The organism is Halomicrococcus gelatinilyticus (genome assembly GCA_024227995.1).
In the GTDB taxonomy this organism is placed as follows: domain Archaea; phylum Halobacteriota; class Halobacteria; order Halobacteriales; family Haladaptataceae; genus Halomicrococcus; species Halomicrococcus gelatinilyticus.
The window spans coordinates 1573558-1599151 of the sequence record CP100465.1 but is presented as its reverse complement, the minus strand read 5'-3'; the positions used below and the strand labels follow the sequence as shown (position 1 = coordinate 1599151).

Genomic DNA, 25594 nt, shown 5'->3' with positions numbered 1-25594 from the left:
CGCTGGCTCGTATCCCCGCTTCCCGCGGTGACGGTCGGAACCCGGACGTACAGCTATAGACCGCTATCGAGAACAACTAGCAGCGGTTATTGAGTGTCCCCCGAATCTACGTAGTGAGGCGTCACCCGACGCTGCCCGAGGTCATCATGTCCGGCACCACCGACACTCTCGACACGTCCGCCGACGCGGAACGCGAAGCCGTCCGCGAGCGAGTCTTCGAACTGGATTCCGTCGTCGTCGAATACGACGGGATGCCCGACCGATGCACCATCTTCCCGACGGACGCGACGCGACTGGAACGGATGGCCGAGTGGATATCGGCCGACGCGGACCTGTGCGTCTCTCTCGACGACGCCCGGTAGCAACCTGCCTTCTCACCCCGTCCTCCTCCCGGCCGCGCCGGCGAGATTTCACGACCACCGCGAGCGGAGAGTACAAGCCGGACGCGGCCGTACGCCGGCGCATGGACGCAGATCAGTTCGTCAGCACGGTCCGCGACGACGCCGAGACCGCCCTGTCGCGTCTCGGGTCGTCGAAGTCGCTGTACGCCGCGACCGGCGGCGAGATGGACGCCGACGAGGTGTACCGGGCCGCGGCCGACGCCGAGCACGCCGCCCGGCGGACGTTCGAGACGTGGGCCGACGCGGAGGCTGGCGACGTCAGCGCACTGTTCGCGAGCGTCGCCGACACCGAGCGCGACCACTACGAACGAGTCGTCGCGGACCTCTCCGACCACGACCCCGGCGCGGTGCCGGCGGTCCACGAGTTCCTCCGCGAGCAGGAGGACACCGTCGCCCGCCTCGGCGGATTCGTCGGGCGCACGCTCGCCAGCGAGCAGTCGAAAGGGCAGATGGTCGGCTTCTTCACCGGCCAGGCCGACCCGCAGACGGCGCAACTGTTCCGCGACCTGAAAGGCGACCTCGACGAACAGCGCGAGCGTGCGCTGGCCGTGCTCGCCGACCGCTGCGAGGGCGACGAGGACTGGGAGCGCGCCCGCGACGCCGCCACCGGCGCCATCGAGGCGGCCTACGACGAGTACACCCGGTCGCTGGAGTCGATGGGCGTGAACCCGAAACCGGTCTGCTGACTCCGGCGAGGTCCACCAGCCCGTCACTCGCGGATCGCGACCGCGGGACACCGTTCGGGCAGGAGATTTTACTACCGGTACGGCGTGCAGAGGCCATGGCACCGAAACGACACCACCGCTGCAACCTCTGCGGCCGCGACTTCGACGACGAGCAGCCGCTCGAGGAGCACGTGGAACGCAGACATCCGAAGGAGGACTACCACTGGTGGGTCGTCGCCGAGAACCCACAGGACCTGCCGTTCGAACCCTGACCCGGACGCGGCGGCGGGAGACGAGAAGACCCGGAGAGCGCCGTTTCCCTCCCGGTCACCACGCTGCAGGATTCTGCGGACCGGCCCCGACCCACAGCGGCGTCCACTCTGGAATGCGGTGGCAGGCCGCACCCGGTCGCCCCTACTCCGCTGGACGCCGTGTGCGTGGGGGTTCGCATGTCCACCCTTTTTGTTCGCGCCCGCGCGGCTGACCACCTCTCCGTTCCGCCGCCTCCGTCTCGCTGCCTCCGCCCATCCCCGCCTCCGTCCCGCCCCTCCATCTTGCCCCTTTCGTCCTGCCGCACGAGACGCAGGTTTAAATGCCGGGACGCGCCAAGGACCGAGCGATGAGCAGTCCCGTTCCCGAGATGGCCGACCGCGCGCACGCCTGTGCGGACCGGTTGCGCGAGGCCGACGAGGTGTTGCTCGCGTCTCACATCGACGCGGACGGCCTGACGAGCGCCGCCATCGCCGCCACGGCGCTCGAACGCGCGGGCGTCCCCTTCGAGACGGTGTTCAGCAAGCAGCTCGACGCCGAGGAGGTTGCGGCCATCGCCGCGCGCGACGTCGACACCGTCCTGTTCACGGACTTCGGGAGCGGCCAGCTCGACGTCATCGGCGACCACGAGCGGGCCGGCGACTTCACGCCCGTCATCGCCGACCACCACCAGCCGGCCGACGCGGACACCGAGTTCCACCTCAACCCGCTCCTGTTCGGCGTCGACGGCGCCTCGGAGCTCTCCGGGGCCGGTGCGAGCTACGTCCTCGCGCGGGCGCTCGCGGACGAAGTAGCAGAGAACGCCGCCGACGGCAACCGCGACCTCGCCGCGCTGGCGGTCGTCGGCGCGGTCGGCGACATGCAGACCAGCGACGGCGAACTCGTCGGCGCGAACGCGAACATCGTCGCAGAGGGCGTCGACGCTGGCGTCGTCGAGACGACCACCGACATCGCGCTCTACGGTAAGCAGACGCGACCGCTGCCGAAGCTGCTGGAGTACGCCAGCGACGTGTACATCCCCGGTATCTCCAACGACGGCAACGGCGTCCTCCGGTTCCTCGACGGGCTCGACGTGGACCTCCGCAACGGTGAGAACGGCGACTGGCGCCGCTGGGTCGACCTCACCGACGACGAACGGCAGACGGTCGCCAGCGCGCTCGTCAAGCGGGCGATGCGCCGGGGCGTCCCCGCGGAGAAGATCGACGCGCTCGTCGGGACGACGTACACCCTCGTCGACGAACCGCAGGGGACGGAACTCCGGGACGTCAGCGAGTTCTCGACGCTGCTCAACGCGACGGCACGCTACGAACGCGCCGACGTCGGCCTGGCGGTCTGTCTCGGCGACCGCGCTGCGGCGCTCGACCGTGCGCGCAAGCTCCTCTCGAACCACCGCCGCAACCTCTCGGAAGGCGTTCAGCTCGTCCAGGAGGAGGGCGTCACCCGCGAGGAGCACGTCCAGTGGTTCGACGCGGGCGACCGCATCCGCGAGACCATCGTCGGCATCGTCGCCGGCATGGCCGTCGGTGCCGAGGGCATCGACCGCGGCACGCCCATCGTCGCGTTCGCGGCGAAGAACGACGAGGAGGTGAAGGTCTCCGCGCGGGGGACGCCCTCGCTGACGCGCCAGGGGCTGGACCTCTCGTCCGTCATGACCGAGGCGTCGCGGGCGGTCGGCGGCGACGGCGGCGGCCACGACGTCGCCGCCGGCGCGACGATTCCGCGCGGCAAGGAGGAGGCGTTCGTCGAGCACGTCGACGCCCTCGTCGGCGAGCAACTGGGATAGCGACGGGCCCTTGCGGCGGCGCAGAAGCGTCGACGCTTCGTCGACTGTCGTTGCTCCGCCAGGTTATTGCCTGGCGACGTCATTGCTGTCAGCGATGGTGAAATCCGACGAACTCACCCAGACGCAGATCAGGGACGCGGTACGGGACGGCGTCCTCGACGCGGGGCGGTCGCTCCTGTCGACGGTCTTCTGGACGGTCCTCGCGGCGTTCACGACACTGGTCGGCCTCCAGTCGATGCAGCTCGCGCTCTCCTCCTCGGGCATCGCTGCGGTCGGCTTCGCGGGCGTCGGCCTGCTGGTCACCGGCGCCAGCGTTTACCTCCTCTACCTGCTTCACTGGTAACGACCCGCTATCCTGCGACCTCGGCAAGGTGACCACCACCGTCCCGCTTGCGCATTTGCTGCATTTCATATAGCGCCATAGGATTCATCGCTGGTTTCCGGGTGGCTTTCCGGAACGGCCGGACGAAGCCGCTTCTGTTCGTGATCCGGGCGTTCGGCCACTCGTACTCCAACTTCGGAGGGTCGTCACGGCGAACTCCGACGGCCGGCCGTCCAGCACCGGGCAGGGGCCGCTCGCGGCTCCGTCGCCCGGTGCGATACCGGGTTTCCGTCGTGGACAGCGTGCGCTGCCGTCGTAACAACGCAAGAGCATTCACGGCGAGCACCGAACGACGCGGTATGCCCGGACCAGTCTTCCTGGAGGGCGACGAGGTGACGCTCCGACCGGTCGAGGAGGAGGAGGACGTCGACGTCGTCCAGCGGTGGATGAACGACGAGCGCGTGTGGCGACCGGCGCTCGACGTCGATCCGACGAACCGCGTTCAGTGCGCGGAGTTCTTCGAGAACGTCCTCTCCGGTGAGGACGGTGTCCACTGTCTCGCCTGCGTCGACGGCGACCCCCTGGGTATCGTCTCGCTGACCGGGTCGCAGTACGGGCCGAGCGAGACGTCCCGGGCGCGCAGCGCGGAGCTGGCCTACTGGTTCGGCCCGGAACACCACGGGCAGGGGTACGCCTCCGACGCCACGGCGCGGATGGTCCGGTACGCCTTCGAGGACCGCAACCTCCGACGCCTGAGCGCCCGCGCCGGGGGCTTCAACGAGGCCTCCGTCGCTTTGCTTGAATCGCTCGGGTTCGAGCACGAAGGCACCCTGCGCGAGGCGGCGTGGTTCCGCGGCGACTACCACGACATGCTCTGGTACGGTCTCCTGCGCGGGGAGTGGGAGCCGCGAACGGACTAGAACTCCGCGCTAACCGTTCTTGCGGCCGTTCGAGTCGTCTCCAGTTCTCCTGTCGATTCCGTCACGCACTGGATGATAAACTACATAGTGCGATATCGAATGTCGGGGTCGGCGGTCGGGTCGTTGCGTGGGTCACCGCGACGCGTTCGACGCGATGGCGCGGCCTCGCGAGATGCCGCTGTTCGCGGTTCTCTCCCGCTCGCGACCGACAACCGTCCGGTTTTTACTCGCGCCAAGCGTCGATTCGAGTATGGCCGACTTCGACCCCGAGAAGTTCGAGGACAAGTACGTCCACTACTTCAACGAGCTCCAGCGGGCGTACAAGAGCGCCTTCGAGGAGATGAACGAGCGGTACGACTCCGAGCTGATCCACGCCATCGACCAGCAGGTGCTCAACGAGAGCGAACCGTTCTACGAGGGCGACGGCGAGTTCCGCGTCGAACTCCCGGACTCTCCGACCGACCGGGTGCAGGCCATCGTCGTCGGCGACGAGAAGGTCGAGCAGACGCTGGACATCTACGTGGAGAAGATCGAGGCGGAACTGGCGTCCGTGTTCGGGTTCTCGTCCGACGAGGAGTAAGACGACCGTCCCTTACAGCGCTTCCTTGTACGCCTCCAGCGTCGCCTTGACGTCCTCCTCGGTGTGAGCGTAGCTGACGAACTGCGACTCGTACTGGTTGGCGGTGAGGAACACGCCCTCCTCCAGCATCGCAGGCCAGAACAGCCGTTCCCAGCGTTCGGTCTCGGCGGCGTCGACGTCGGCGCGGTTCTTCGGACAGTACTCGTAGCGCGGGCAGTCGGGGTCCTGGCGGCAGCCGTCCTCGCACTGCCCGTCGAGGTCGCGGGGGCCGTCGCGCGTGAACACGACCTTGAACATGCTGTCCATGCCGGTGACGGTGTACTCCGGCGCGCGGTCTTCGAGGATGTCGGTCAGGCCGGCGCGCAACTGCTCGCCGAGGTCGTTGACGTGGTCGTACACGTCGTTCTCCGCCGCGAAGCGGAGGGTTTCGAGGCCCGCCGTCAGCGCGAGCGGGTGACCGGAGTAGGTGCCGGCCTGGAACACGTCGCCGGTCGGGGTGAACCCCTCCATGATGTCGGCGGGGCCGCCGACTGCGCCCACGGGGAACCCGCCGCCGACGACCTTCGCGAGCGTCGTCAGGTCGGGGGTCACGCCGAACTTGCCCTGCGCGCACTGCAGTCCGCCGATGCGGAAGCCGGTCATCACCTCGTCGAAGATCAGCAGCGATCCGTGCACGTCGGTCACCTCGCGGAGCGTCTCCAGGTACCCCTCGACCGGCGGGACGCTGGCGCAGTTGCCGAGGATCGGCTCGACGATGACGCAGGCGATCTCGTCGCCGCGCTCCTCGAAGACCTCGCGGACGGCCTCCTCGTCGTTGAACGGCACGGTGATGGTCTCCTTCGCGAACGCCTCGGGGACGCCGGTCGAACTCGGCCGGGCGGGGACGCCCGTCTCGCCCTGGACGAGCGTCGACTCGCCCGCGCCGTGGTAGCCGCCCTGCATGGCGACGATCTTGTCGCGGCCGGTGTGGCCGCGCGCGAGGCGGATGGCCGAGACGGTCGCCTCGGTGCCGCTGTTGACGAACCGCGTCATCTCGACGCTCGGGACGTGGCGTGCGACGAACTCGGCGAGTTCGACCTCGACCTCCGTCGGCGCGCCGTACATCGGGCCGTCCGAGAGTTGCGACTGGATGGCGGCCTCGACCTGCTGGGGCAGGTCGTGACCCAGCAGCAGCGGGCCGTAGCCCATCACGTAGTCGACGTAGCGGTTCCCGTCCGCGTCGACGACGTGTGCGCCGTCGCCGCTCTCCACGAAGAAGGGGTACGGTCGGACGGCCCGCACCGGGGAGTTGACGCCGCCGGGGATCGCCGACAGCGCGCGGTCGTACAGGTCGCGCGAGCGCTCGTGGTTCATGTCCGGCGGCTTCGTACTCGCGCGTCTTGTTTGTATCGAGAACCGAACGCCCGGCCGTCGACGGCGCTCCGCGACGTCGCACCGGTCGGGGAGCTCCGGAGCCACGACTCGTTCGGGCGCTCGATGGCGGTTTCACCGTCGCGAGCCGGCGAGGTGGTCGAACGACTCCCCACTTTATATGGCCCCCGTCACATCTACCGGGCATGAGCGAGGACGACCCAGACCCGTGCGACGACTGTGGCGACCCCCTCACGGACGCGCTGGCCCGGACCGTCCGACTGACCGTGGACCGTTCGCAGATCGACAGCCAGCGGCTCTGTCCGGCCTGTTTCGCCGACTGGATCGACCGGTACGAGACCGAGATGACGCCGGAGGACGAGTCGAACCCCATCGAGGAACAGACCGACATCATCGTCGACTGACCCCTTCTTTCCGGTCGAGAATCGCGCGGCGCGTCGTCGCCGCCGTCGTTCCGGCATCCTCCGCGACAGTCCCGGGTCCAGTACCACGTTCAGCGCCTGCCGTCCTGGTCGAAATCGACGTTCGACCTCCGTCCGACGCGAACCCCCTCGTTTCGAGTGTACGTTCGACCGCCCGCTGTCGATTCTGCGGACGTTCGACCCCGATCGAAACCGACCCCGGGACGGGAACGGAGACCTATAGAGCGGTCCGGAGCGACGGTCGTGAGCCACGGCCGGACGTCACCCTCGACCGTCGTCAGTCACTCGTCGTCGGTCGTCGCTCCCGTCTCCGTCCTCCTCGTCGCCGGACGTCCGTCGCCGGCCGTCAGGCACTGGCCGTCGGTCACTCGTCGCTCCCGTCTCCGTCCTCCTCGTCGTCCTCGTCTTCGCCGCTTTCCTCGCCCTCGGCAGCCGAGAGTCCCTCGTCGCCGCGCTCCAGCGCGCGCGGGACGTCGTGGTGGTCGGAGTAGCCGTCGAACCAGCGGACGATGCGTTCGAGGCGGTCGACGACGTGCGCCGGCTCGCCGCTTCGGGAGAGCTCGTGCCCCTCGCGCGGGTAGCGGACGAGGCGGGTGTCGACGTCGTTCTTCTTCAGGAAGAGGTACAGCATCTCGGCGTTGTTCACCGGGACGCGGTAGTCGTCGTCGCTGTGGACGACCAGCGTCGGCGTCGTCACGTCGTCGGCCGCGGCCACCGGCGAGTGCTCCCAGAGGAACTCCGGTTCCTCCCACGGCGTCGTGTCGAAGTCCCACTCGACCAGCTTGAACGCGTCCGTCGAGCCGTAGAAGCTGCTCAGGTCGTAGACGCCGCGCTGGGCGACCGCGCCCGCGAACCGGTCGGTGTGGCCGACGATCCACGAGGTCATGAACCCGCCGAAGCTCCCGCCCGTGACGAACATGTTCTCCGCGTCGACGGACGGCCGGTCCGCGACCGCCTCGACGCCGGCCATCACGTCGGTCATCGTCACGTCGCCCCAGTCGCGCTCGATGGCCGCGGCGTGGGACTCGCCGTACCCGGTCGACCCGCGCGGGTTCGACCAGAAGACGACGTAGCCGTTCGCGGCGAGCGTCTGGAACTCGTGCCACATCGTGTCGCTCGTCGACCACATCACGTGGGGACCGCCGTGGATCTCGACCGCGAGGGGGTACTCGCCGTCCTCGTCGAAGTCCGGCGGCGTCAGCACCCAGCCCTGCAGTTCGACGCCGTCGTCGCTCTCGAACCAGAGCTCCTCGGGCTGGGCGACCGCGCGCTCGTCGAGGTAGTCGCTGTTGACCCGGGTGAGCCGCCGCGTCTCCGCGCCGCCGCGCGTCGCGACGAACACGTCGCCGGGGTGGTCCCACTCCGATTTCACGTACGCGACGGCGTCGCTCCCGACCGTGACGGCGTCGACGTGGCCGTCGTCGACCACCCGCTCGGGGTCGTCGCCGCCGTCGCCCGGCACGCGCCAGACGACGACGCTCCCCTCGTCCGGGGTTCGGAAGTACACCGTCTCCTCGTCGGGGTCCCACTGCGGCGTACACTCCCGGGCGAGGGTCCGGTCCAGCGACGCGGTGAGCGTCACCGTCTCCTCGCTCGCGCGGTCGTACACCTTCACCTCCGTCTGGCGGAGCGTCGCCTGCTCCTCGGGCGTGTAGGCGTACGCGATGCGACCGTCGGCAGTTGCGGCGATGCGCCCCGCTGCGCCGGTCGTCTGGAAGAGCGTCTCCGACTCCTCGTCGTCGGTGTCGTAGGCGACGACGTCGACGACGATGTTGTCGTCCGGGTCGCCCTCGCGCCGTGCCCCGTAGTACAGCGTCGTCGCGTCGCCCCAGTCCGGGCCCACGAAGTCGTGGTCGCCGTCGGTGACGCGCTCGACGGTCGCGTCCCCGTCGCCGTCGAGGTGGGCGAGGTAGACGTGGCTGCGCCGTCCGTCGAAGTAGCGCTGCCCGGCGCGGTAGATCATCCGGTCGATGACGCGCGGGTCCGGCTCCTCGGGCTCGTACTCCTCGCCGTCGAGGCCGGTGTCGAGCCCCTCGTCGCGCTCCTCCTCCGTGGTGGACTGGACGAACGCGATGCGGGTGCCGTCCGGCGACCACGCGAGTTGCGAGACGCCGCCGGCGACGTCCGTCACCCGGCGGGCCTCGCCGCCCTCGGTCGGCAGCACCCAGAGCTGCGGGCGGTCGTCGTCCGCTCCGCGGGTGCTCACGAACGCCAGACGGTCGCCGCTCGGGCTCCAGCGCGGTTCGCTGTCGACGCCTTCCGCGATGGTGTACCTGGTCGGTTCGCCACCGCCGACCGGGACGACGTACACCGTCGCCTCGTACTCCTGTTCGCCGTCGGGCACGGACCGCACGAACGCGACGCGCTCCCCGTCCGGCGACACGCGCGGGTCGTCGACGCCGACGATGTCGTGGTAATCGTTAGCACGAACTGTCTCCATACACCGTCGCTCGTAGCGAATCCAGAATAGGCTTTCGTTTCGAAATACCGCCCGTAACGCATCGTTGCGGTTCGCCGTCGCGGAACCCTTGTGACGGAAGCGTCGAACGACGGTTCGCTGGCGGATTCAACGCGCGGTTTCGTCGTCGCCCGTCGCCGGAACGGGCGGTTCGGCGTGCTGGCCTGCAGAGACGGGGGCCGCCGGAACTCCGGGCCTGCCCTCGTGCGAGCGGGGCCGTTCGCCCGGGGAGCGGGCTGTTCGACCGGGAACGGGGCTCGACCGGCGAGCGAGCGTATCCGAACGGGCGGTTGCGGCGAGTTCGGACCGGGAGCACCGACGGTCGTCCGATCCGTCGACGTCCGCCACCACCCCTAACCAAAGGTCTAAGGACGCTGGTTCCCTACCTCACGGTACATGAGTACCGAAACCCAGGGCGAGGACGACGACCTCAAGGAGCGCGTCAGCAACTTCCTGCGTCGTAACTTCCCGCAGATCCAGATGCACGGCGGCAGTGCGGCCATCCAGGACCTCGACCGGGAGACCGGCGAGGTGACCATCATGCTCGGCGGCGCCTGCAGCGGCTGTGGCATCTCCCCGATGACCATCCAGGCGATCAAGAGCCGGATGGTCAAGGAGATCCCCGAGATCGAGCAGGTCCACGCCGAGACCGGCATGGACGGCGGTGGCGGCCGCGGCGGCGGCATGAGCCCGTCGTTCCCCGGCGAGACCTCCGACGACGGCGACGACGACGAGGGTCCGCAGGCTCCGTTCTAACGTCGTCCTCCCGCCCGTAGCAACCGTTCGTTACCGTCGACGATCAGTTTCGACCGTTCTTCGAGGCGTCCGGCTCACGTCCCCGAGCGGTGCGCGTGCCCCGTTCTACCTGCGGACGCCGTCCGCCGCCGCCGTCCGCCCGCGGCTCCCCGGCCCTCGACCGACGCCCGCACTTCCGCCCGCTTCAACGCCCGATTGATTTTCGACCACGACGGCGTGCCAGCCACCGCCGCGCGGGGAGTGCTCCCCCCGTCCGGCCGTTAAATTTAGGCGTCGGCGTTGCGGCACATCACGATATTTATCCCACCGGACGGTGTAGGGAGCCACAGTATGACCAACGACGACGCCGCGGCGCGAAACGTCGTATTCGTGGTCATGGACACGGTGCGCAAGAGCCACCTCTCCGTCTACGGATACGACCGCCCGACGACGCCGGGGCTCGAACGGTTCGCCGAGGAAGCGACCGTCTTCGAGCAGGCAGTTGCGCCCGCCCCCTGGACCCTGCCGGTCCACGCCTCCATGTTCACGGGTATGTACCCGAGCGAGCACGGTGCGAGCCAGGAGAACCCCTACCTCGAAGATGCGACGACGCTCGCCGAGTCGCTCTCGGCGGCGGGCTTCGACACCGCGTGTTACTCCTCGAACGCCTGGATAACGCCGTACACCCACCTCACGGACGGCTTCGACGACCAGGACAACTTCTTCGAGGTGATGCCCGGCGACTTCCTCTCCGGCCCGATGGCGAAGGCCTGGAAGATGATGAACGACAACGAGCGCCTGCGCGCCGTCGCGGACAAGCTCGTCAGCCTGGGCAACACCGCCCACGAGTACCTCGCCAGCGGCGAGGGTGCCGACTCGAAGACGCCGCAGGTCGTCGACCGGACGATGGAGTTCATCGACGACTCCGACGACCCCTACTTCGCGTTCATCAACCTGATGGACGCCCACCTGCCCTACCACCCGCCGAAGGAGTACCGCGAGGAGTTCGCGCCCGGCGTCGACTCCACCGAGGTGTGCCAGAACTCCAAGGAGTACAACTGCGGCGCCCGCGACATCGACGACGACGAGTGGGAAGACATCCAGGGACTGTACGACGCGGAGATCCGCCACATCGACGCCGAGCTCCAGCGGCTGTTCTCGTGGCTCAAGGAGAACGACGAGTGGGACGAGACCATGGTCGTCGTCTGCGCCGACCACGGCGAACTGTTCGGCGAGCACGACCTCTACGGCCACGAGTTCTGCATCTACGACCCGCTCGTCAACGTCCCGCTGCTGGTCAAACACCCCGAACTGGACGACGACGAGTCCGACGAGCAGGTCGAACTCATCGACCTCTACCACACCGTCCTCGACCACGCGGGCGTCGAGGCGGCCGACGCGACCGTTTCCCTCGACCGCACCCGGTCGCTGCTGTCTGCGGACTACCGCGAGTTCGCCGAGGGCGAACTCGCGGGCGGCGGCGACGCCGCCTTCGTCGAGTACTACCGGCCCGTGGTCGAACTGAAGCAGCTGGAGGAGAAGGCGGCCGCCGCGAACATCGATCTCGAGCGCGACTCGCGGTTCTACTCGCGGATGCGCGCCGCGCGCCGTCCCGACGCCAAGTACATCCGCAACGAGCGCATCGCGGACGAGTTCTACCACCTCGACGACGACCCCGGCGAGCGCCACGACGCCAGCGGCGACGGCAGCGAGGCGGAGGCCGAACTCGACGAGACGCTGTCGACGTTCGAGGAGCGCGTCGGCGGCGAGTGGAAGGAAGTGGACGACGACGACGTGCTGGACGACATGAGCGACAGCGCGAAGGACAGATTGCAGGACCTGGGCTACATCGACTGACGTGACCGACGAGACGGAACCGGACGGCGGACCGTCGCTGTCCGCGTCCGGAACGGAGACGGGAAACGGGGGTGAGGCGCTTTCGGCCGGCCTCGGCGAGCGCATCGGCAAGGGGAAGCTGCTGCTCGGATTCCTCGTCGCCGGCGTCCTCATCTACCTGCTGGGTGCCGTCGCCGGCTGGGGGCGCGTCCTCGACGCCCTCGAAGGCGCCAGGTATCGGTGGGTCTGGGTCGCCTGCGTCTCCACCGTCGTCGGCCTCGCGTTCTGGGGGAAGGCCTGGCAGGTCGTCCTCGCGATGCTGGACATCGAGGTGCGACTCCGGCGCATCGTCGTCACCTACTTCGCGGCGACGTTCGCCAACTACATCACGCCGCTCGGGCAGGCCGGCGGCGAACCGTTCATCGCGTACGTGCTCTCCCAGGACACCGAGGCCAGCTACGAGGACAGCCTCGCGAGCGTCGTCACCGCCGACCTGCTGAACCTGCTCCCGTTCTTCAACTTCGCCGCGGTCGGCATGGCCTACCTCCTGCTGAACGCCACGCTGCCGGAGAACGCCGAGACGCTCGCGCAGGGGCTGGTCGTGCTCGCGTTCGCCGTGCCCGCCCTCGCGTACGTCGGCTGGCGACACCGCGACGGCGTGGAGGCGTTCGTCCTCCGCCTCGTCGCCCCGCTCGCCGGTCGAACGGACCGCGTCAGCGTCGACGGCGTCCGCAACCGCATCGACCGGTTCTACCACGCCCTGGAGCGCATCGCCGACGAACCCCGTTCGCTCCTCTTCGCGCTCGTGTTCTCCTACACCGGATGGGTGTTCTTCGCGCTCCCGCTGTACTTCTCGGGCCTCGCGCTCGACCTCCCCATCGGCCTGACGCTCGTCCTGTTCGTCGTCCCCGCGAGCACGCTCGCCGGCCTGACGCCGCTTCCGGGCGGCCTCGCCGGCGTCGAGACGGCCATCGCCGTCCTCATCGCGGGACTCGTCCCTCCTATCTCCTGGAGCTCCGCCGTCGCCGCAGCCATCGTCTACCGGTTCGCGAGCTACTGGGTCGTGCTCGTCGTCGGCGGCGTCGCGTCGCTGTGGGTCATCCGTCGCTCCTGACGCTCTCGACGTTCTCGCGCTCCCACGTCCGGACCAGCCCCGCCAGCGTCCGGTTCACCGGCGTGGGGCGGTCGTGCTCGCGCCCGCGGGCGACGACGTAGCCGTTGATGGCGTCGACCTCCGTTCGGCGTCCGCCCTCGACGTCCTGTCGCATCGAGGAGACGTTCGCCGCGGTCGCCGACGCGACCGCCTCGACCGCCGCGACGGCCTGCTCGTCGGCGAGTGGCACGCCCTCGGCGCGGGCGACGCGAGCGGTCTCCCGGGCGGCGTCGGTCGCAACCGTCTGCGCCGCGCCCGTCCGCAGCGCGCCGTTGTCCGCCCGTGCGAGCGCCGTCGTCGCGTTGATGCCCGCGTTCACCGCGAGCTTCTCCCAGAGCCGCCGCGGCATGTCCTCGGCGACGGTCGTCTCGATGCCGCCGGCGCGGAACGCCTCGCCCACCCGTTCGGCCCGCTCGGACGGTCCGCCGTCGCGCGCACCGAGCACCACCTCGCCGACGCCGGTGCACTCGACCACGCCCGGGTCGAGCAGTATCGCGCCGTACGTCGCCGTCCCGGCGAGCACGGGGCAGTCGAGGTGCTCCGCGAGCGTCGCCTCGTTGCCCATCCCGTTCTGCAGCGACAGCACGGCGTCGAACTCGCCGCTCGCCAGGTCGCGCGCCGCCGCTCCGGTGTCGAACGCCTTCACCGTCACGACCGCGAGGTCGGCGCGCAGGTCGGTGCCGTCGGTGGTCGCCGCCGGCGCGACCGCGACGCCGGGTTCGCCGTCGCTGGTTGCGTCGAGGCCAACGCCCCGCACCTGCAGGCCTGACTCACGGACGGCGGTGACGTGCGAGTCCCGTCCGACCAGCGTGACCGCGTGCTCGCGGGCGAGCAGGCCGCCGACGAGACTTCCGAGGCTCCCCGCGCCGAACACGACGATGTCCATACCGGACCGACGAACTGGGGGGTGAAAAACTCAGTCTTCCGTCCAGTAGTAGATGTCTTCCTTCGGCGCGGCGCAGTTCGGACACTCGTCGGGGACGCCGTGGTCGATCTCGCCCATCTCGCCGCACTCGTCACAGCGCCACATCAGCTCCGCCTCGCCGAACTCGTGGCCAGCGCGGGAGTGTTCGACCGACAGCGCCTCGTACCCCTCGCGCATCGTGACGTAGAAGCCGTTGCCGTCGAAGCCTCGCACCTCGCCGAGCTCCTCGCCGTCCTCGTTGTACACGCTCGCGCCCATCTTGACCTGTGGCACGTCGTCCTCGCGGGGATCTGGATCGTCCGTCATGGGAGGCCGTTCGGCGTCGGTCGACATAAAGCCGCTCGCCGATCCGGTCAGGTGGTCATCATCGGCGTCCCGTCGGCGGGCGTCGCCGCGTCGGGGGCGTCCGCCGGCAGGTAGACGACGTTCTCGGCCCCGACCCGGACGCGGACCACCTCGCCGCGTTCCTCGAGTCGAGAGAGGACGCGACTGGTCGTCGAGCGCGCCCACCCGGTCTCCTCGAGCACCGTCTGCTGGCGCACCTCGCCGCCGCGCTCGTCGAGCAGTTCCAGCACGTACCGCTCCGGCGTGTACCCCGTCTCCAGCGTGAAGTCGGCCATCGACTCCCAGTCGGTGGTCTCGCCGTCCGACTCCGGCGGCGCGTCCGCTTCGCAACCGAACGCGACCCGCCTCGTGCTGGTCCAGAGGCGGGCGCACGCGCGTCGGAGTCTGCGCACGGTGCCGCCCCCGTCACTCGCGTCGGGATTCGAACGCCGATTCATCGCAGACTGGATTTACTCGCATCCACCATAAGTTTCGTGTCCGTACGTCGTGAGGCCAACGTTCCCGCCGCCGCGCTGGACGAATCCTGTCCGTCGACTGACGTCGCGTCCGGTCCCCGACACACTATTTAGGACTGCCTAAAATCCGAAAGCGATTTATCGTTTTAGGCTGGCCTAAAGAGTATGGTCAGGCAGTCGCACGGACGTCCCGCGACGCATCGCTGCACGAGTGCCCCGCGCCGGCACGGGCCGGCGGCCACGCGGGTGCCGTAGGCCGATGCTCGGAACGTCACTCGGCGAGATTCGCGACCACGTCGAGGCGCTCGCCAGCGGCGACGGGACGTACTACGTCGTCTGCGGGCGCACGGGCGATCGGCCGGTGCCCACGGCAGGGCTTCGCTTCGAGGAGCGTGCGGTCGCCCGCAACGCTGCACGGGCGGCCGAGCAGTACCGCGCGGCGCTACGCCGCTACGACCCCCGGCTCCCGTGTCACGACCTGATCGTCTGCCAGGACGTCCCCCAGGTGACCGGGACGGCGGAACCGGAGCGCGACGGCGGGCCGCCGTCGTCGCCCGTCAACGGTCGGGCGTCGACCGCACCGGAGTCCCGTCGGCTGGTCGAGTTCTGTCACGAACTCGCGGCGGTCGTGTTCGAGACGCTGTGCGACGCCGGATTCACGGCCGTCGAGACGGCGGTCATGGACGCGTACTTCGACCTCGCCGAGACCGTCACCGACCCCGACGACCTCTGTCTGTGCCTGCTCGAGAGCATGGCGGTAGCGCTCGACGAGCACCTCGACCTCGCGGAGCAGGCGACCGTCCTCGCGAGCGCCGCCTCGCAGCTCCCGCCGCCCGCGACGACCGGCGAGCCGGTGACGGCGACGCTCACCCGACTGCGGCGACTGGGGCTGCTCGGGAGCTACGTCCGGTCGCCGTGGTCGGCCGACCTCGCCGGCGGCACGCACTCGGTCACCGTCCGGCTCTCCGGGTACGCGCTCGCACCGCGGGACGGACGGCTTCCCGTCCTCCCCGTCGTGCTCGACCTCTACCGTCGCCGACCCGGCCGGACGCCGTCCGCGCCCGAAGTGGTCGACGTCGACGACGGCTGGCGGCTGACCCTCACGATGACCGACGAGGCCGACCCCACAGCGCTCGCGAGCGCACCGATCGAATCGCAGGTGTAACATGACAGTCACGACGCACGTAAACGACGCACTCGGCCGGGTCCAGCGCGAACAGGAACACGTCTCGGAGAAGCAGTCCGCCCTCGACCGGTTCTGCGACAGGGTTCGGGAGGTCCCTGCCGGCTCCCCCCGTCAGCCGTCGGCGACCTCGCGCGCGACTGCCGGCGGCACCGCGTCGGCGATGGCGACCTACCGCCGGAGCGACTCGTCGGCGGACCGGTGTCGGCGGGTGTGCGAGGCGTTCGCCGAGACCGTCGCCGCCGCCGGTCTGGCGGACGGTCAGGAGTCGGAGTCGCTGTCGACGGCCCTCCGGACGGAACTCGGCGACGACGTGGCGCTGGCACTGGCCCCGGGGACCGACGGTGTCTTCACCCCCGACGTGAAGCAGGCGGTGCTCGCGGCCGCGACGCGACGCCGGACCGAACTCCGCGCGATGGAGCGAGCGCTCGCGACCGAAGCGGACTCGCTCCGCACGGCGGCCGCCGAACTCGACGAGGTCACCGACTGGCTCGCGCGGACGGACGAGACCCCGTTGCTGGAACTCGGGTTCGAGGCGCTCCGCGAGCGCCACGAGACGCTGACGCGCCACCGCGCCCGCTGTGAACGACTCGCCCGGGACCGCCAGCGGGTGTTGAACGGAACGACCAGCCACGAGGCGGCCGCCGGCGTCTCCCATCGGGCGCTCGTCGCCTCCCTGTACGACGGATTCCCGACCGACCATCCGGTGCTGGCGACGGTGGCGCGACTCGACGGCGTCTGCGACGACTGCCAGCGAGCGGTTCGCGACCATCTCACCCGTCGCGTGTGAGGCCGTCCCTCGGCGGGACCGCAGCGACCGACGCGTTCGTGCGCTACCGGCCTCGTCGGACCTTTCGACCGGTGACGGGTCGCTGCGGTCGTGCCGAACACTCACCACGAGTCTTCCACTGACAAAAATTTATGAGTCAAAAAGATTGCTTGGGCTACAGCGAACACTTCATTACCGAATTAGAAAACCATTAATATGGGCGAACAACAATTACCTGGTGATGAATGGGTCTGACCATGACTGGTGGCCGAACCAGTTGAACCTGGAGATTCTCGACCAGAACGCTCGCCAAGTCGATCCGATAGGCGAGGACTTCGACTACGCAGAGGCGTTCGAGTCGCTCGACCTCGACGCCGTGAAGGCGGACATCGAGGAGGTGATGACGACGTCGCAGGACTGGTGGCCGGCCGACTACGGCCACTACGGTCCGCTGTTCATCCGGATGGCGTGGCACAGCGCCGGCACGTACCGCACCACCGACGGCCGCGGCGGCGCGTCCGGCGGTCGTCAGCGCCTCGCACCGCTCAACAGCTGGCCCGACAACGCGAACCTCGACAAGGCGCGTCGGCTGCTCTGGCCGGTCAAACAGAAGTACGGCCGCAAACTCTCGTGGGGCGACCTGATCGTCCTGGCCGGAAACGTCGCACTCGAATCGATGGGCTTCGAGACGTTCGGCTTCGCCGGCGGCCGCGAGGACGACTTCGCGCCCGACAAGGCCGTCGACTGGGGCCCCGAAGACGAGATGGAAGCGTCCGACCGCTTCGACGAGGACGGCGAACTCGAGGACCCCCTCGGTGCCACCGTGATGGGACTGATCTACGTGAACCCGGAGGGGCCGGACGGCCAGCCGGACCCCGAAGCGTCGGCGGAGAACATCCGCGAGTCGTTCGGTCGCATGGCGATGAACGACGAGGAGACGGTCGCGCTCATCGCCGGTGGACACACGTTCGGGAAGGTCCACGGTGCCGACGACCCCGACGAGCACGTCGGCCCCGAGCCCGAGGCGGCCCCCATCGAGGAGCAGGGCCTCGGCTGGAAGAGCGAGCACGGCTCCGGGAAGGGAGCCGACGCGATCACGAGCGGAATCGAGGGCCCGTGGAACACCACGCCGACCCAGTGGGACATGGGCTACATCGACAACCTCCTCGAGTACAACTGGTGGCCCGAGAAGGGTCCCGGCGGTGCCTGGCAGTGGACCACCCAGAACGGCGAGCTGGACGAGGCCGCGCCCGGCGTCGAGGACCCGTCGGAGAAAGAGGACGTGATGATGCTGACGACGGACGTCGCGCTGAAACGCGATCCGGACTACCGCGAGATCCTCGAGCGCTTCCAGGAGAACCCCCGGGAGTTCCAGGAGACCTTCGCGAAGGCGTGGTACAAGCTGATCCACCGCGACATGGGCCCGCCGGAGCGGTTCCTCGGCCCTGAGGTCCCCGACGAGGAGATGCTCTGGCAGGACCCGCTCCCCGACGCCGACTACGGCCTGATCGGGGAGGAGGAGGCAGCCATGCTCGAGGAGGAGATCCTCGATTCGGAGCTGTCCGTCTCCGAACTGGTCAAGACCGCCTGGGCGTCGGCGTCGACGTACCGCGACAGCGACAAGCGCGGCGGCGCCAACGGCGCCCGCATCCGCCTCGAACCCCAGCGGAGCTGGGACGTGAACGAGCCGGAGCAGCTGGCGACCGTGCTGGAGACCCTGGAGGAGATCCAGGAGGAGTTCAACGCCTCGCGATCCGACGGGACGAAGGTCTCGCTCGCCGACCTCATCGTCCTGGGCGGCAACGCGGCCGTCGAGCAGGCGGCGGCCGACGCCGGGTACGACGTGGACGTGCCGTTCGAACCGGGACGGGTCGACGCCTCGCAGGAACAGACCGACGTCGAGTCGTTCGAGGCGCTCGAACCGGAGGCGGACGGGTTCCGTAACTACCTCGGAGACGAGGTCGACCGCTCGCTGGAGGAGTCGCTGGTGGACAAGGCGGACCTGCTCAACCTGACGGCCGACGAGATGACCGTGCTGGTCGGCGGCATGCGCGCGCTGGGCGCGAACTACGGGCAGTCCGACCTCGGCGTCTTCACCGACCGACCGGGGACGTTGACCAACGACTTCTTCGCGAACCTGCTCGGCATGGACCACGAGTGGGAGCCGGTCTCGGACGAGAAGGAGGTCTTCGAGGTGCGCGACCGCGAGACGGGCGAGGTCGAGGGGAAGGGCTCGCGCGTGGACCTCATCTTCGGGTCGAACTCCCGGCTTCGCGCCATCGCGGAGGTCTACGGTGCCGAGGACGGCGAGGAGAAGTTCGTGCAGGACTTCGTGGACGCGTGGCACAAGGTGATGACCCTCGACCGCTTCGACCTCGAGTGACCTGAGCCGGGAGTCTGGACGGTGGCCGTGGACGACGCCTCGATGGCGTGGACCCACGGTCTCCAGTCCGCCCTCATCACTGCGTCGCGAAGCAGTCGCAATGGGGCGTGCCCCCTCGACGGTCCAAGAGTTCATCCAGACCCGAGGACGCCGCCGAGTAGCGACCGCAACGGCCCGACACCGCAGCTCGACCTCCGGGCGCGGTCGACCGAGTCGCTCCCCAGGTGACGTGGCCGTTCGACGACCGTGACGCTCCCACGGCATCGGGGCCCGCGAACGACTTCTCCGGCCACGTCCTCTCGCTCTACGAGGACGAGCATGGGTTTACCGAAATACAGAAAATAGTTCCTGTATACCGGAATCTATGTTCTCGAATAGAAAATAATGCCTGTTGAAATAGGGCTATACTTTTACCGCTCCTGTATCCAGGTGCGATGTCAGACCAAATGGAATCCGATCGCAACGCGAGCAGCATGCCACTGATCGGCGACCAGTTCCCCGAACTGGAGGTCGAGACGACCCACGGAACGCTGTCGTTGCCCGACGAGTACGAGGGCGAGTGGTTCGTCCTGTTCAGCCACCCGGGCGACTTCACGCCCGTCTGTACGACCGAGTTCACCGCGTTCGAACAGCGTCGCGACGAGTTCGAGGCCCTCGACGCGAACCTCGTCGGCCTGTCGGTCGACCGCGTCCACTCTCACCTCAAGTGGACCGAGTGGATCGACGAGGAGCTCGACGTCGACATCGACTTCCCCATCATCGCCGACGAGCGCGGCCGCGTCGCCGAGACGCTCGGCATGCTCCACCCCGGTGCCGGGACCGCCACGGTCCGGTCCGTGTTCCTCGTCGACCCCGAGGGCGTCCTGCGCCTCATCCTCTACTACCCGATGGAGATCGGGCGCAACATCGACGAGATCCTCCGCTCGCTCCGCGCGCTCCAGACCGCCGACGACGAGGACGTCGCGGTCCCTGCCGACTGGCCCGAGAACGAACTGTTCGGCGACAGCCGCCTGCTCTCGCCGCCGTCCGACGAGGCGGGCATCCGTGCACGTCTCCAGGCGGCCGAGGAGGAGGACTACGACTGCCGGGACTGGTGGTTCTGCCTGGACGAGTAACGACGCTCCCTCCTCCGTCCCCACGCCACTCGCGGCGTGCTGGCGCGGCGCTGACTCCCTGACCGCTCCTCCTGGCTCTCTCCTTCCATCCGTTCGTACAACCGTCCGTCCACCTCGAGTCCTCGGCGACGATTTCGGACGCAGACTCCGTTCGCACACGCTTCGCGGTGCTCGTCGTTTGACGCCGCAGAAATGGGATCGCCCGGATTTGAACCAGGGTTATCGGCACCCAAGGCCGAAAGGATACCAAGCTACCCCACGATCCCGCATCCTTTGCTAGCGTAGATGTGGTGTAAAACGTTTCGTTTGTGCGAGGGCGACGCTGACGACTCAGAGTGCGGCGTCACGACAGCAGTTGGCAGAAAACCGGATAGCGGCTGTCCTCCGGTCCTCGACCCGCTACGGAATCACTCAGTCTCGATCTGGACGTGGTCGTCGGTGATGTCGGCGATCCGCTCCTCGTCGACGGTGTAGGCGTCCTCCTCGTCGGTCAGGTCGAGCGCGGCCGAGAGGCGGTCGGTGATGCTCTCGCGCGGGGCGACGACGAGGTCGTCGGTCCGAACCTGGGTCACCTCCCCGATGCGATTGCCGTGGGAGTCGAGGACGATGTCGCCCTCGTCCACGTCCTGGACCGCGAACCGTTCGATCTCCGCGGCCTGGGCGTCCATGGAACCGGTGGCCGTCCGCTCGGTCGCCATCCCGACTTCGGGCGTCTCCTCGACGATGCGGTCCGTCGAGGTGTGTTCGGTCACCGGCGCCGGTTCGGCGGTCGCGTCGATGGTCTCCCGTTCGACGACTTCGCTGTCGACGATGAAGCTCTCCACGACCTCGCTCTCGACCGTCTCGGCCTCGTCGAGCCAGCCCCGGACGAGTTTCGTCTCGGCGATCTCGCTCTCGATGACCTTGTTCTCGATGAGTTCGCCCTCGATGGGTTCGTCCGTCACGCGCTCGTGTGCGACGGTCTCGGTCTCCACCTCGTCGCGCTGGGCGACCTCGCTCTCGACCGTCTCCTCGTCGACGAGTTCCTCCTCGCCCGCGGTCCGCTCGCTCTCGACCGTCTCGCGCTCGACCTCCTGGTCGGCGGTCATGTCCGTGTCGACGACCTTGCTCTCGACGACGTCGCGTTCGAACACCTCGCTCGTGACGCTGTAGGTCTCGAGCACCTCGCTCTCGACGTACGTTCCTGCCTCGGTCTCGTCCTCGACGAGCCGGCAGTCGACGAGATCTCGTCCGAGGAGTTCGCTCTCGACGACGTCGCTGCCGACGAGTTCGCTCTCGACGACCTCGCTCTCGACCGTCTCGGTCTCGACGATCTCCGTCTCGACGATCTTCGTTCGGACGACCTCCGTCTCCATCGTCTCGCCCTCGGAGATCTGGCCCTCGATCTCCGAGCGCTCGATGAGCTGGGAGAACGCGATCTCGTCGTCGACCGTCTCCTGGTCCTGGTACATGAACGCCAGGTCCCGGTCGTCGAACGTCCGGAAGAACTCGTCCCAGGAGAGCTCTTCGAACCGACTGTGGTCGGCCTCCAACGCGCGAACCAGGCGGACGTCCGTCTCGCCCGCCTCCGCGTCGGTGTCGCGGACGGGTTCGAGGTCTCGTTCGGTCGCCCACTCTCGTACTGCCTCGTGGTCGGTGGTTATCTGGCTTCTAATAGTGTCTTCTGTCACTGCTGTTCACCAGGGCAAGTTGCCACCCGGGACTTGCTTAGGTATGGTGGCTAGGTGTTGACCCAGGTGGTCACCCCGCCGTCGGCAGGCGATTCGAACGCGTTCCACGGTACCGGCGGGGCCCTACTCGTCCTCGCCGTGCAGTTCCATGTCGGCGACGATGTCGAACGGCTCGCGGCCCTTCCGGATGCCGTCGAGCATCTTGAACGCCTCGTCGGGCGCGAGGAAGTGGGTGGTGACGACCCGGCCGACGTCGGTCGGCTGGAAGCCGTCGATGAACTCGTACTCCAGGAGCTTGCCGAGCGCGTGCTTGGTCGGCACGTCGCCGATCATCCGGTCGTTCAGCGCCTTCGCGTTCTTCCCGCCGACGGTGACGTTCGCGAGCGTCTCCTCGATGGCGGCACTCTCGTCGTACACCGTCCGGACGTCCTCCATCTCGCCTTTCAGCAGCTTGAACGCCACCTCGTCCTCGCTCATCTCCATGCTGTTGTGGTACGAGCCGTCCGGCTCGACGAGGACGTACACCTTCCCCCGGTCGTGGTAGTCCGGGCGGCCCGCGCGGCCGAGCATCTGGTGGAACTCCTGGACGGTGAGCCACTCGATGCCCATCGCCAGCGAGTCGAAGATGACCTGCGAGGCCGGGAAGTCGACGCCGGCCGCGAGCGCCGCCGTGGTGACGACGGCCGCGAGGTCCTGGTCGGCGAACTGCCGCTCGACCTGCTTGCGGCGACCGTAGTCGAGGCCGGCGTGGTACGGCGCCGACGAGTACTCCAGCTTCCGCGATATCTCGTGGCAGCGACGCCGGGAGTTGGTGAAGATGATTGTCTGGCCGCGGTACCCCTGCGAGGATTCGCGGTCGAACTCCCGGCGGACGAGCTTGTTCTCGACGTCCGGCTTCTCCTTGCCGTCGGCGAACGTGACGTGGCGCTCCAGCGGCACCGGCCGCTCCTCGAACTCCACGAGGTTCGCCTCCAGCGCTTTCGCGAGGTCGGAGGGGTTCCCGACCGTCGCCGAGAGGTACACCCACTGCGCGCCGCCGTACGCCTGGCGGCGACGCTCGCGGCGCTCGCAGTAGTACTTCAGCCGCGAGATGAGGCCGTCGAGGCGGTGGCCGCGCTCGCCCTCCTGGAGCGTGTGCACCTCGTCGATGACGACGGTCCCGATGTCGCCGAGGTCGCGGCCGGTCCGGAGCGCGTGGTCGATGCCCTCGTAGGTGCCGACGATGACGTCGGCGCTCGGGTCGAACGCGTGGCCGTCGTCGCGCACCCGGCTCGCGCCGACGCGGATGGTGACGTCGACGAGGTCGCCGTACTCCTCCTCGAAGTCCTCGTGTTTCTGGTTGGCCAGCGCGACCAGCGGGACGAGGAAGAGCAGCTTCCCCTGGCCGTTCAGCACGCGGTCGATGCCGGTCATCTCGCCGACCAGCGTCTTCCCCGTCGCCGTCGCGCTCACGACGAGCTGGTCGTCGCCGTCCAGCAGGCCGTTCTGGACCGCCAGGCTCTGGACGGGTAGCAGGTTCTCGAACCGCGATTCGAGCAGGCCCTGCACCCCCGGGTGGAGGTTCAGCGAGTCGACCGGGACGGGGTCGACGTCCTCGACGTTGGCGCTGATCTCGTCGAACTTCGTCAGGTCCGGGTCGAGGCGTCCCTTCAGCAGGTTCGTGATGCGTTCGAGGTCCTGGACCTCGACCAGCAGGTCCTCCAGGCGGTCCTTCGCGGCGCTGGTCAGGTCGCCCTGGAAGGCGAGTTCTCGCTCCAGCTCCTCCTTCGCGCAGTCCGGGCAGATGTACTCGTCGCCTGCGTCGATGGCGGTCTCGCCGTTGATGGGCGAGTAGCGCCCGCTGTTGGCGCAGAACCGACACGTCCGGACGGTCTTGGCGTCGAGCTGGTAGCCCGACAGCATCTCCTTGACCTCCTCGCGGGCCTCGCGCCCGGTCTGCTGGGAGATGCGGATGCGGTCGGCGTTGCGCGCGAGTTCGACGAACTCGTCGGGGCTGCGAGGTTCCTCACTGGAGCCCTGCTTCACCCGGAACCGCCCCGGACGCGGCCCCGCGCTCGTCTCCTTCAGTTCGAGGACGGCGCGGAAGCGCCGCTCGCCGCCCTGCTGGACCACCACCTGGTAGCCCCGGTCCGTCTCGTGAAGGAACAGCGTGTCCACCTGCTGGGCCTGCTTCGACACGGTGAGCGGTACACGATGGAGGTATTTCAGCGATTCGAATCCGCGAACTGTTCGCATTCGCGGCGTCGAATAGCGAGCACCGCGGAGCGTTTGCGAGCCAGTTCCGACGCCGCGAATCGACGTGGCGGATTCGAATCCTGCCGGCCGCAGCCCGCGCAGCGACCACCGGGAGCGAGCAGGACCGACCGGCTCCGATTCGAATCCGCGAACGGCTTCCCTGGCCGCCTGCATCGTCCGTCGCGGCGAAACGACTTTGGTTCGCGGGCCGATACTACGACGCATGACCCCCCTCGGAATATTCGACGGCCTCTTCCAGGACCCGGTGTTCCTCGCCCTCCTCGTCGCCCTGCTCGGGTTCGTCTTCTTCGTCTACCTGTTCGTTCGCCGTACCATCACCGGATTCCAGGAAGGCGTCGAACGCGGCCAGCGCTGACGCGTTCTTCGGTCCGTTCTCGCGCCGTCTCGACCGTTCCGACGCGCTCGTCGTCTGGCGAACGTCGACACGAACCAGCAGCGGTTGCCGGCCTCTCCTGCAGCGCTATTCTTCCTCGGGTCCTGCCGAACGGATCACCGAGGGCTGTCTGTCTGCGGTGAGCGTGGCCGCGCCGGCAGCCAGTATCGCGACCAGCAGGACGGCCGGGTCGCCGGAGAGGTAGAGGCCGGGGCTCCGCGGCCGGAATCCGGATATCGGCCAGAAGATGGCGTACGTCGCCAGTCCCGAGGCCGTCCGGAGGAACATGTCCAGTATCACGTGGCCCATCGCCCCGGCGGTCACGAGGACGACGGTCGTTCGACGGTACCGCTCGTCGACGAGCAGCGAGGTGAGGACGATCGACAGGACGATTCCCGCCAGCGTGTGCCACCCGAGGAAGTTGACGGGCGTACCGAACAGCGCCCTCCCGAAACTGTCGTCGACGAACAGTTCGAGTTTGCTGACGTCGGGGAGGACGGCACCGACGAGACACGCCGTCGTCTGCGCGCTGGTGAGCGGATGGTACCGCGACGCGAACGTGGCGCCGGCGTACGCGAACAGCACGTGTGAGAGCAGGTCAGGCATCGCGACCACCCGGGACGAGCGCGAGTCGATCGAGGTCGACGGTCCAGTCGCGAACGATCCGGCCGAGCACCACCAGGCCGGCGACGAACGACACGCCGTAGGTGTACCAGTGCTCGCGTTCCCCCCGGACGACGGTCCCTCTCGCGAGGATGGACTGCTGTGTCTCTACGACGCCGTACACCTCGAGATACTCCCCGACGTCTACCTGCCGGTCCACGCCGGCGGTTCGATACTCGACTTCCCGGCCGTCGTCCAGTTCGGCCCTGATGACGACGGGGTCGAGTTCGACGACCTGCCCGTACACGACTGCCTCCTCACCCACGGCCGATTGCTGGTTCGCTGCTATCTCGTCGGCCGTCTTGAACGGTGTGTCGGAGTAGTCAGCCATCCCGTACCCGACGGGGACGAACAGTTGCAGCAGGACGACCAGTAACGCGGTGAGCGCACGCCATCTCATGTTCGGATGTTGGACCCACGAGGATTCTCTGCAGGGGTAGTAATGAGGTTTTCTCGTCGTTCTTATAGGTGCACACTTTCACTGTGCCTCCGAAGAACGGACGTAGCGGGATTCTGGCTCGCTGCTTGACGTCAGGGTGCA

At 68.4% G+C, this 25594-nt stretch carries 25 protein-coding genes and 1 tRNA gene; 16 read left to right on the top strand and 10 right to left on the bottom strand.

Features of this window, described 5'->3' with window-relative positions:
- Positions 1-113: 113 nt before the first annotated feature.
- The 7 genes from NKT36_RS08475 (at position 114) to NKT36_RS08445 (ending at position 4941) form a co-directional block, all read left to right on the top strand.
- A complete protein-coding gene (locus NKT36_RS08475; RefSeq protein WP_327050612.1) occupies positions 114-362 on the top strand; it encodes a DUF7511 domain-containing protein in 249 nt (82 codons plus the stop codon).
- Positions 363-463: 101 nt separating this feature from the next.
- Positions 464-1087 (top strand): rubrerythrin family protein, encoded by a 624-nt coding sequence (locus NKT36_RS08470; protein ID WP_327050611.1) that lies wholly within the window; start codon positions 464-466, stop codon positions 1085-1087.
- A 95-nt stretch (positions 1088-1182) separates the two neighbouring features.
- A complete protein-coding gene (locus NKT36_RS08465) occupies positions 1183-1338 on the top strand; it encodes a hypothetical protein (protein ID WP_327050610.1) in 156 nt (51 codons plus the stop codon).
- A 347-nt stretch (positions 1339-1685) separates the two neighbouring features.
- The gene (locus NKT36_RS08460) at positions 1686-3119 is read left to right on the top strand and encodes a DHH family phosphoesterase (protein WP_327050609.1); all 1434 of its coding nucleotides are present in this window, start codon (positions 1686-1688) and stop codon (positions 3117-3119) included.
- 94 nt (positions 3120-3213) lie between these two features.
- The gene (locus NKT36_RS08455; protein ID WP_327050608.1) at positions 3214-3462 is read left to right on the top strand and encodes a hypothetical protein; all 249 of its coding nucleotides are present in this window, start codon (positions 3214-3216) and stop codon (positions 3460-3462) included.
- A gap of 338 nt (positions 3463-3800) precedes the next feature.
- Positions 3801-4361, top strand: a complete 561-nt coding sequence (locus NKT36_RS08450) for a GNAT family N-acetyltransferase (RefSeq protein ID WP_327050607.1) — start codon at positions 3801-3803, stop codon at positions 4359-4361.
- A gap of 250 nt (positions 4362-4611) precedes the next feature.
- Complete coding sequence (locus tag NKT36_RS08445) at positions 4612-4941, top strand: DUF5783 family protein (protein WP_327050606.1); 330 nt, start codon at positions 4612-4614, stop codon at positions 4939-4941.
- A gap of 12 nt (positions 4942-4953) precedes the next feature.
- Here the strand turns inward: NKT36_RS08445 and hemL are convergent, their stop codons facing one another.
- Positions 4954-6294, bottom strand: a complete 1341-nt coding sequence (gene hemL, locus NKT36_RS08440; protein ID WP_327050605.1) for a glutamate-1-semialdehyde 2,1-aminomutase — start codon at positions 6292-6294, stop codon at positions 4954-4956.
- A 203-nt stretch (positions 6295-6497) separates the two neighbouring features.
- Here hemL and NKT36_RS08435 point away from each other — a divergent pair, with 203 nt between their 5' ends.
- Positions 6498-6716, top strand: a complete 219-nt coding sequence (locus tag NKT36_RS08435; protein ID WP_327050604.1) for a DUF7569 family protein — start codon at positions 6498-6500, stop codon at positions 6714-6716.
- 382 nt (positions 6717-7098) lie between these two features.
- On the opposite strand, the gene NKT36_RS08430 is transcribed toward NKT36_RS08435, so the two are convergent.
- Positions 7099-9174, bottom strand: a complete 2076-nt coding sequence (locus NKT36_RS08430; protein WP_327050603.1) for a S9 family peptidase — start codon at positions 9172-9174, stop codon at positions 7099-7101.
- A 414-nt stretch (positions 9175-9588) separates the two neighbouring features.
- On the opposite strand from NKT36_RS08430, the gene NKT36_RS08425 reads away from it, so the two are divergent.
- The 3 genes from NKT36_RS08425 to NKT36_RS08415 all read left to right on the top strand — a co-directional run bounded on the left by NKT36_RS08425 (position 9589) and on the right by NKT36_RS08415 (position 12877).
- On the top strand, positions 9589-9948 hold the full coding sequence (locus NKT36_RS08425) for a NifU family protein (protein WP_327050602.1): 360 nt from the start codon (positions 9589-9591) through the stop codon (positions 9946-9948).
- A gap of 330 nt (positions 9949-10278) precedes the next feature.
- On the top strand, positions 10279-11784 hold the full coding sequence (locus NKT36_RS08420) for a sulfatase (protein ID WP_327050601.1): 1506 nt from the start codon (positions 10279-10281) through the stop codon (positions 11782-11784).
- 1 nt (position 11785) lies between these two features.
- Entirely contained in the window at positions 11786-12877 is a 1092-nt protein-coding gene (locus NKT36_RS08415; RefSeq protein WP_327050600.1) for a lysylphosphatidylglycerol synthase transmembrane domain-containing protein, read from the top strand.
- On the opposite strand, the gene NKT36_RS08410 is transcribed toward NKT36_RS08415, so the two are convergent.
- Genes NKT36_RS08410 through NKT36_RS08400 form a run of 3 tightly spaced genes read right to left on the bottom strand, consistent with a single transcriptional unit; the run spans position 12861 to position 14623 of the window.
- Positions 12861-13802 (bottom strand): ketopantoate reductase family protein, encoded by a 942-nt coding sequence (locus NKT36_RS08410; protein ID WP_327050599.1) that lies wholly within the window; start codon positions 13800-13802, stop codon positions 12861-12863. The genes NKT36_RS08415 and NKT36_RS08410 overlap by 17 nt on opposite strands.
- A 30-nt stretch (positions 13803-13832) precedes the next feature.
- The gene (locus NKT36_RS08405) at positions 13833-14147 is read right to left on the bottom strand and encodes a DUF7130 family rubredoxin-like protein (RefSeq protein WP_327050598.1); all 315 of its coding nucleotides are present in this window, start codon (positions 14145-14147) and stop codon (positions 13833-13835) included.
- Between the two features lie 47 nt (positions 14148-14194).
- The gene (locus tag NKT36_RS08400) at positions 14195-14623 is read right to left on the bottom strand and encodes a helix-turn-helix transcriptional regulator (protein ID WP_327050597.1); all 429 of its coding nucleotides are present in this window, start codon (positions 14621-14623) and stop codon (positions 14195-14197) included.
- Between the two features lie 277 nt (positions 14624-14900).
- On the opposite strand from NKT36_RS08400, the gene NKT36_RS08395 reads away from it, so the two are divergent.
- From NKT36_RS08395 to NKT36_RS08380, 4 genes are all read left to right on the top strand, one after another.
- Positions 14901-15806, top strand: coding sequence for a DUF7551 domain-containing protein (locus NKT36_RS08395; RefSeq protein WP_327050596.1), 906 nt, complete (start codon positions 14901-14903; stop codon positions 15804-15806).
- 1 nt (position 15807) lies between these two features.
- Positions 15808-16614, top strand: a complete 807-nt coding sequence (locus NKT36_RS08390) for a DUF7260 family protein (RefSeq protein WP_327050595.1) — start codon at positions 15808-15810, stop codon at positions 16612-16614.
- 220 nt (positions 16615-16834) lie between these two features.
- Positions 16835-18976: a catalase/peroxidase HPI gene (gene katG, locus NKT36_RS08385; protein WP_327050594.1), complete on the top strand. Its 2142-nt coding sequence runs from the start codon at positions 16835-16837 to the stop codon at positions 18974-18976.
- A 434-nt stretch (positions 18977-19410) separates the two neighbouring features.
- On the top strand, positions 19411-20091 hold the full coding sequence (locus NKT36_RS08380; RefSeq protein WP_327050592.1) for a peroxiredoxin: 681 nt from the start codon (positions 19411-19413) through the stop codon (positions 20089-20091).
- 193 nt (positions 20092-20284) lie between these two features.
- Here NKT36_RS08380 and NKT36_RS08375 read toward each other — a convergent pair.
- From NKT36_RS08375 to NKT36_RS08365, 3 genes are all read right to left on the bottom strand, one after another.
- A tRNA-Pro gene (locus tag NKT36_RS08375) sits at positions 20285-20357 on the bottom strand.
- Positions 20358-20498: 141 nt separating this feature from the next.
- Positions 20499-21761, bottom strand: coding sequence for a hypothetical protein (locus tag NKT36_RS08370; protein ID WP_327050591.1), 1263 nt, complete (start codon positions 21759-21761; stop codon positions 20499-20501).
- A gap of 123 nt (positions 21762-21884) precedes the next feature.
- Positions 21885-23939 carry a DEAD/DEAH box helicase gene (locus tag NKT36_RS08365; RefSeq protein ID WP_327050590.1) on the bottom strand — a complete coding sequence of 685 codons (2055 nt, stop codon included), beginning with the start codon at positions 23937-23939 and terminating at the stop codon, positions 21885-21887.
- A gap of 280 nt (positions 23940-24219) precedes the next feature.
- On the opposite strand from NKT36_RS08365, the gene NKT36_RS08360 reads away from it, so the two are divergent.
- Positions 24220-24372, top strand: coding sequence for a DUF7859 family protein (locus NKT36_RS08360; protein ID WP_327050589.1), 153 nt, complete (start codon positions 24220-24222; stop codon positions 24370-24372).
- 105 nt (positions 24373-24477) lie between these two features.
- On the opposite strand, the gene NKT36_RS08355 is transcribed toward NKT36_RS08360, so the two are convergent.
- Entirely contained in the window at positions 24478-24996 is a 519-nt protein-coding gene (locus tag NKT36_RS08355; protein WP_327050588.1) for a metal-dependent hydrolase, read from the bottom strand.
- A complete protein-coding gene (locus NKT36_RS08350) occupies positions 24989-25453 on the bottom strand; it encodes a hypothetical protein (RefSeq protein WP_327050587.1) in 465 nt (154 codons plus the stop codon). The genes NKT36_RS08355 and NKT36_RS08350 overlap by 8 nt, the downstream gene beginning before the upstream one ends.
- Between the last annotated feature and the right edge of the window lie 141 nt (positions 25454-25594).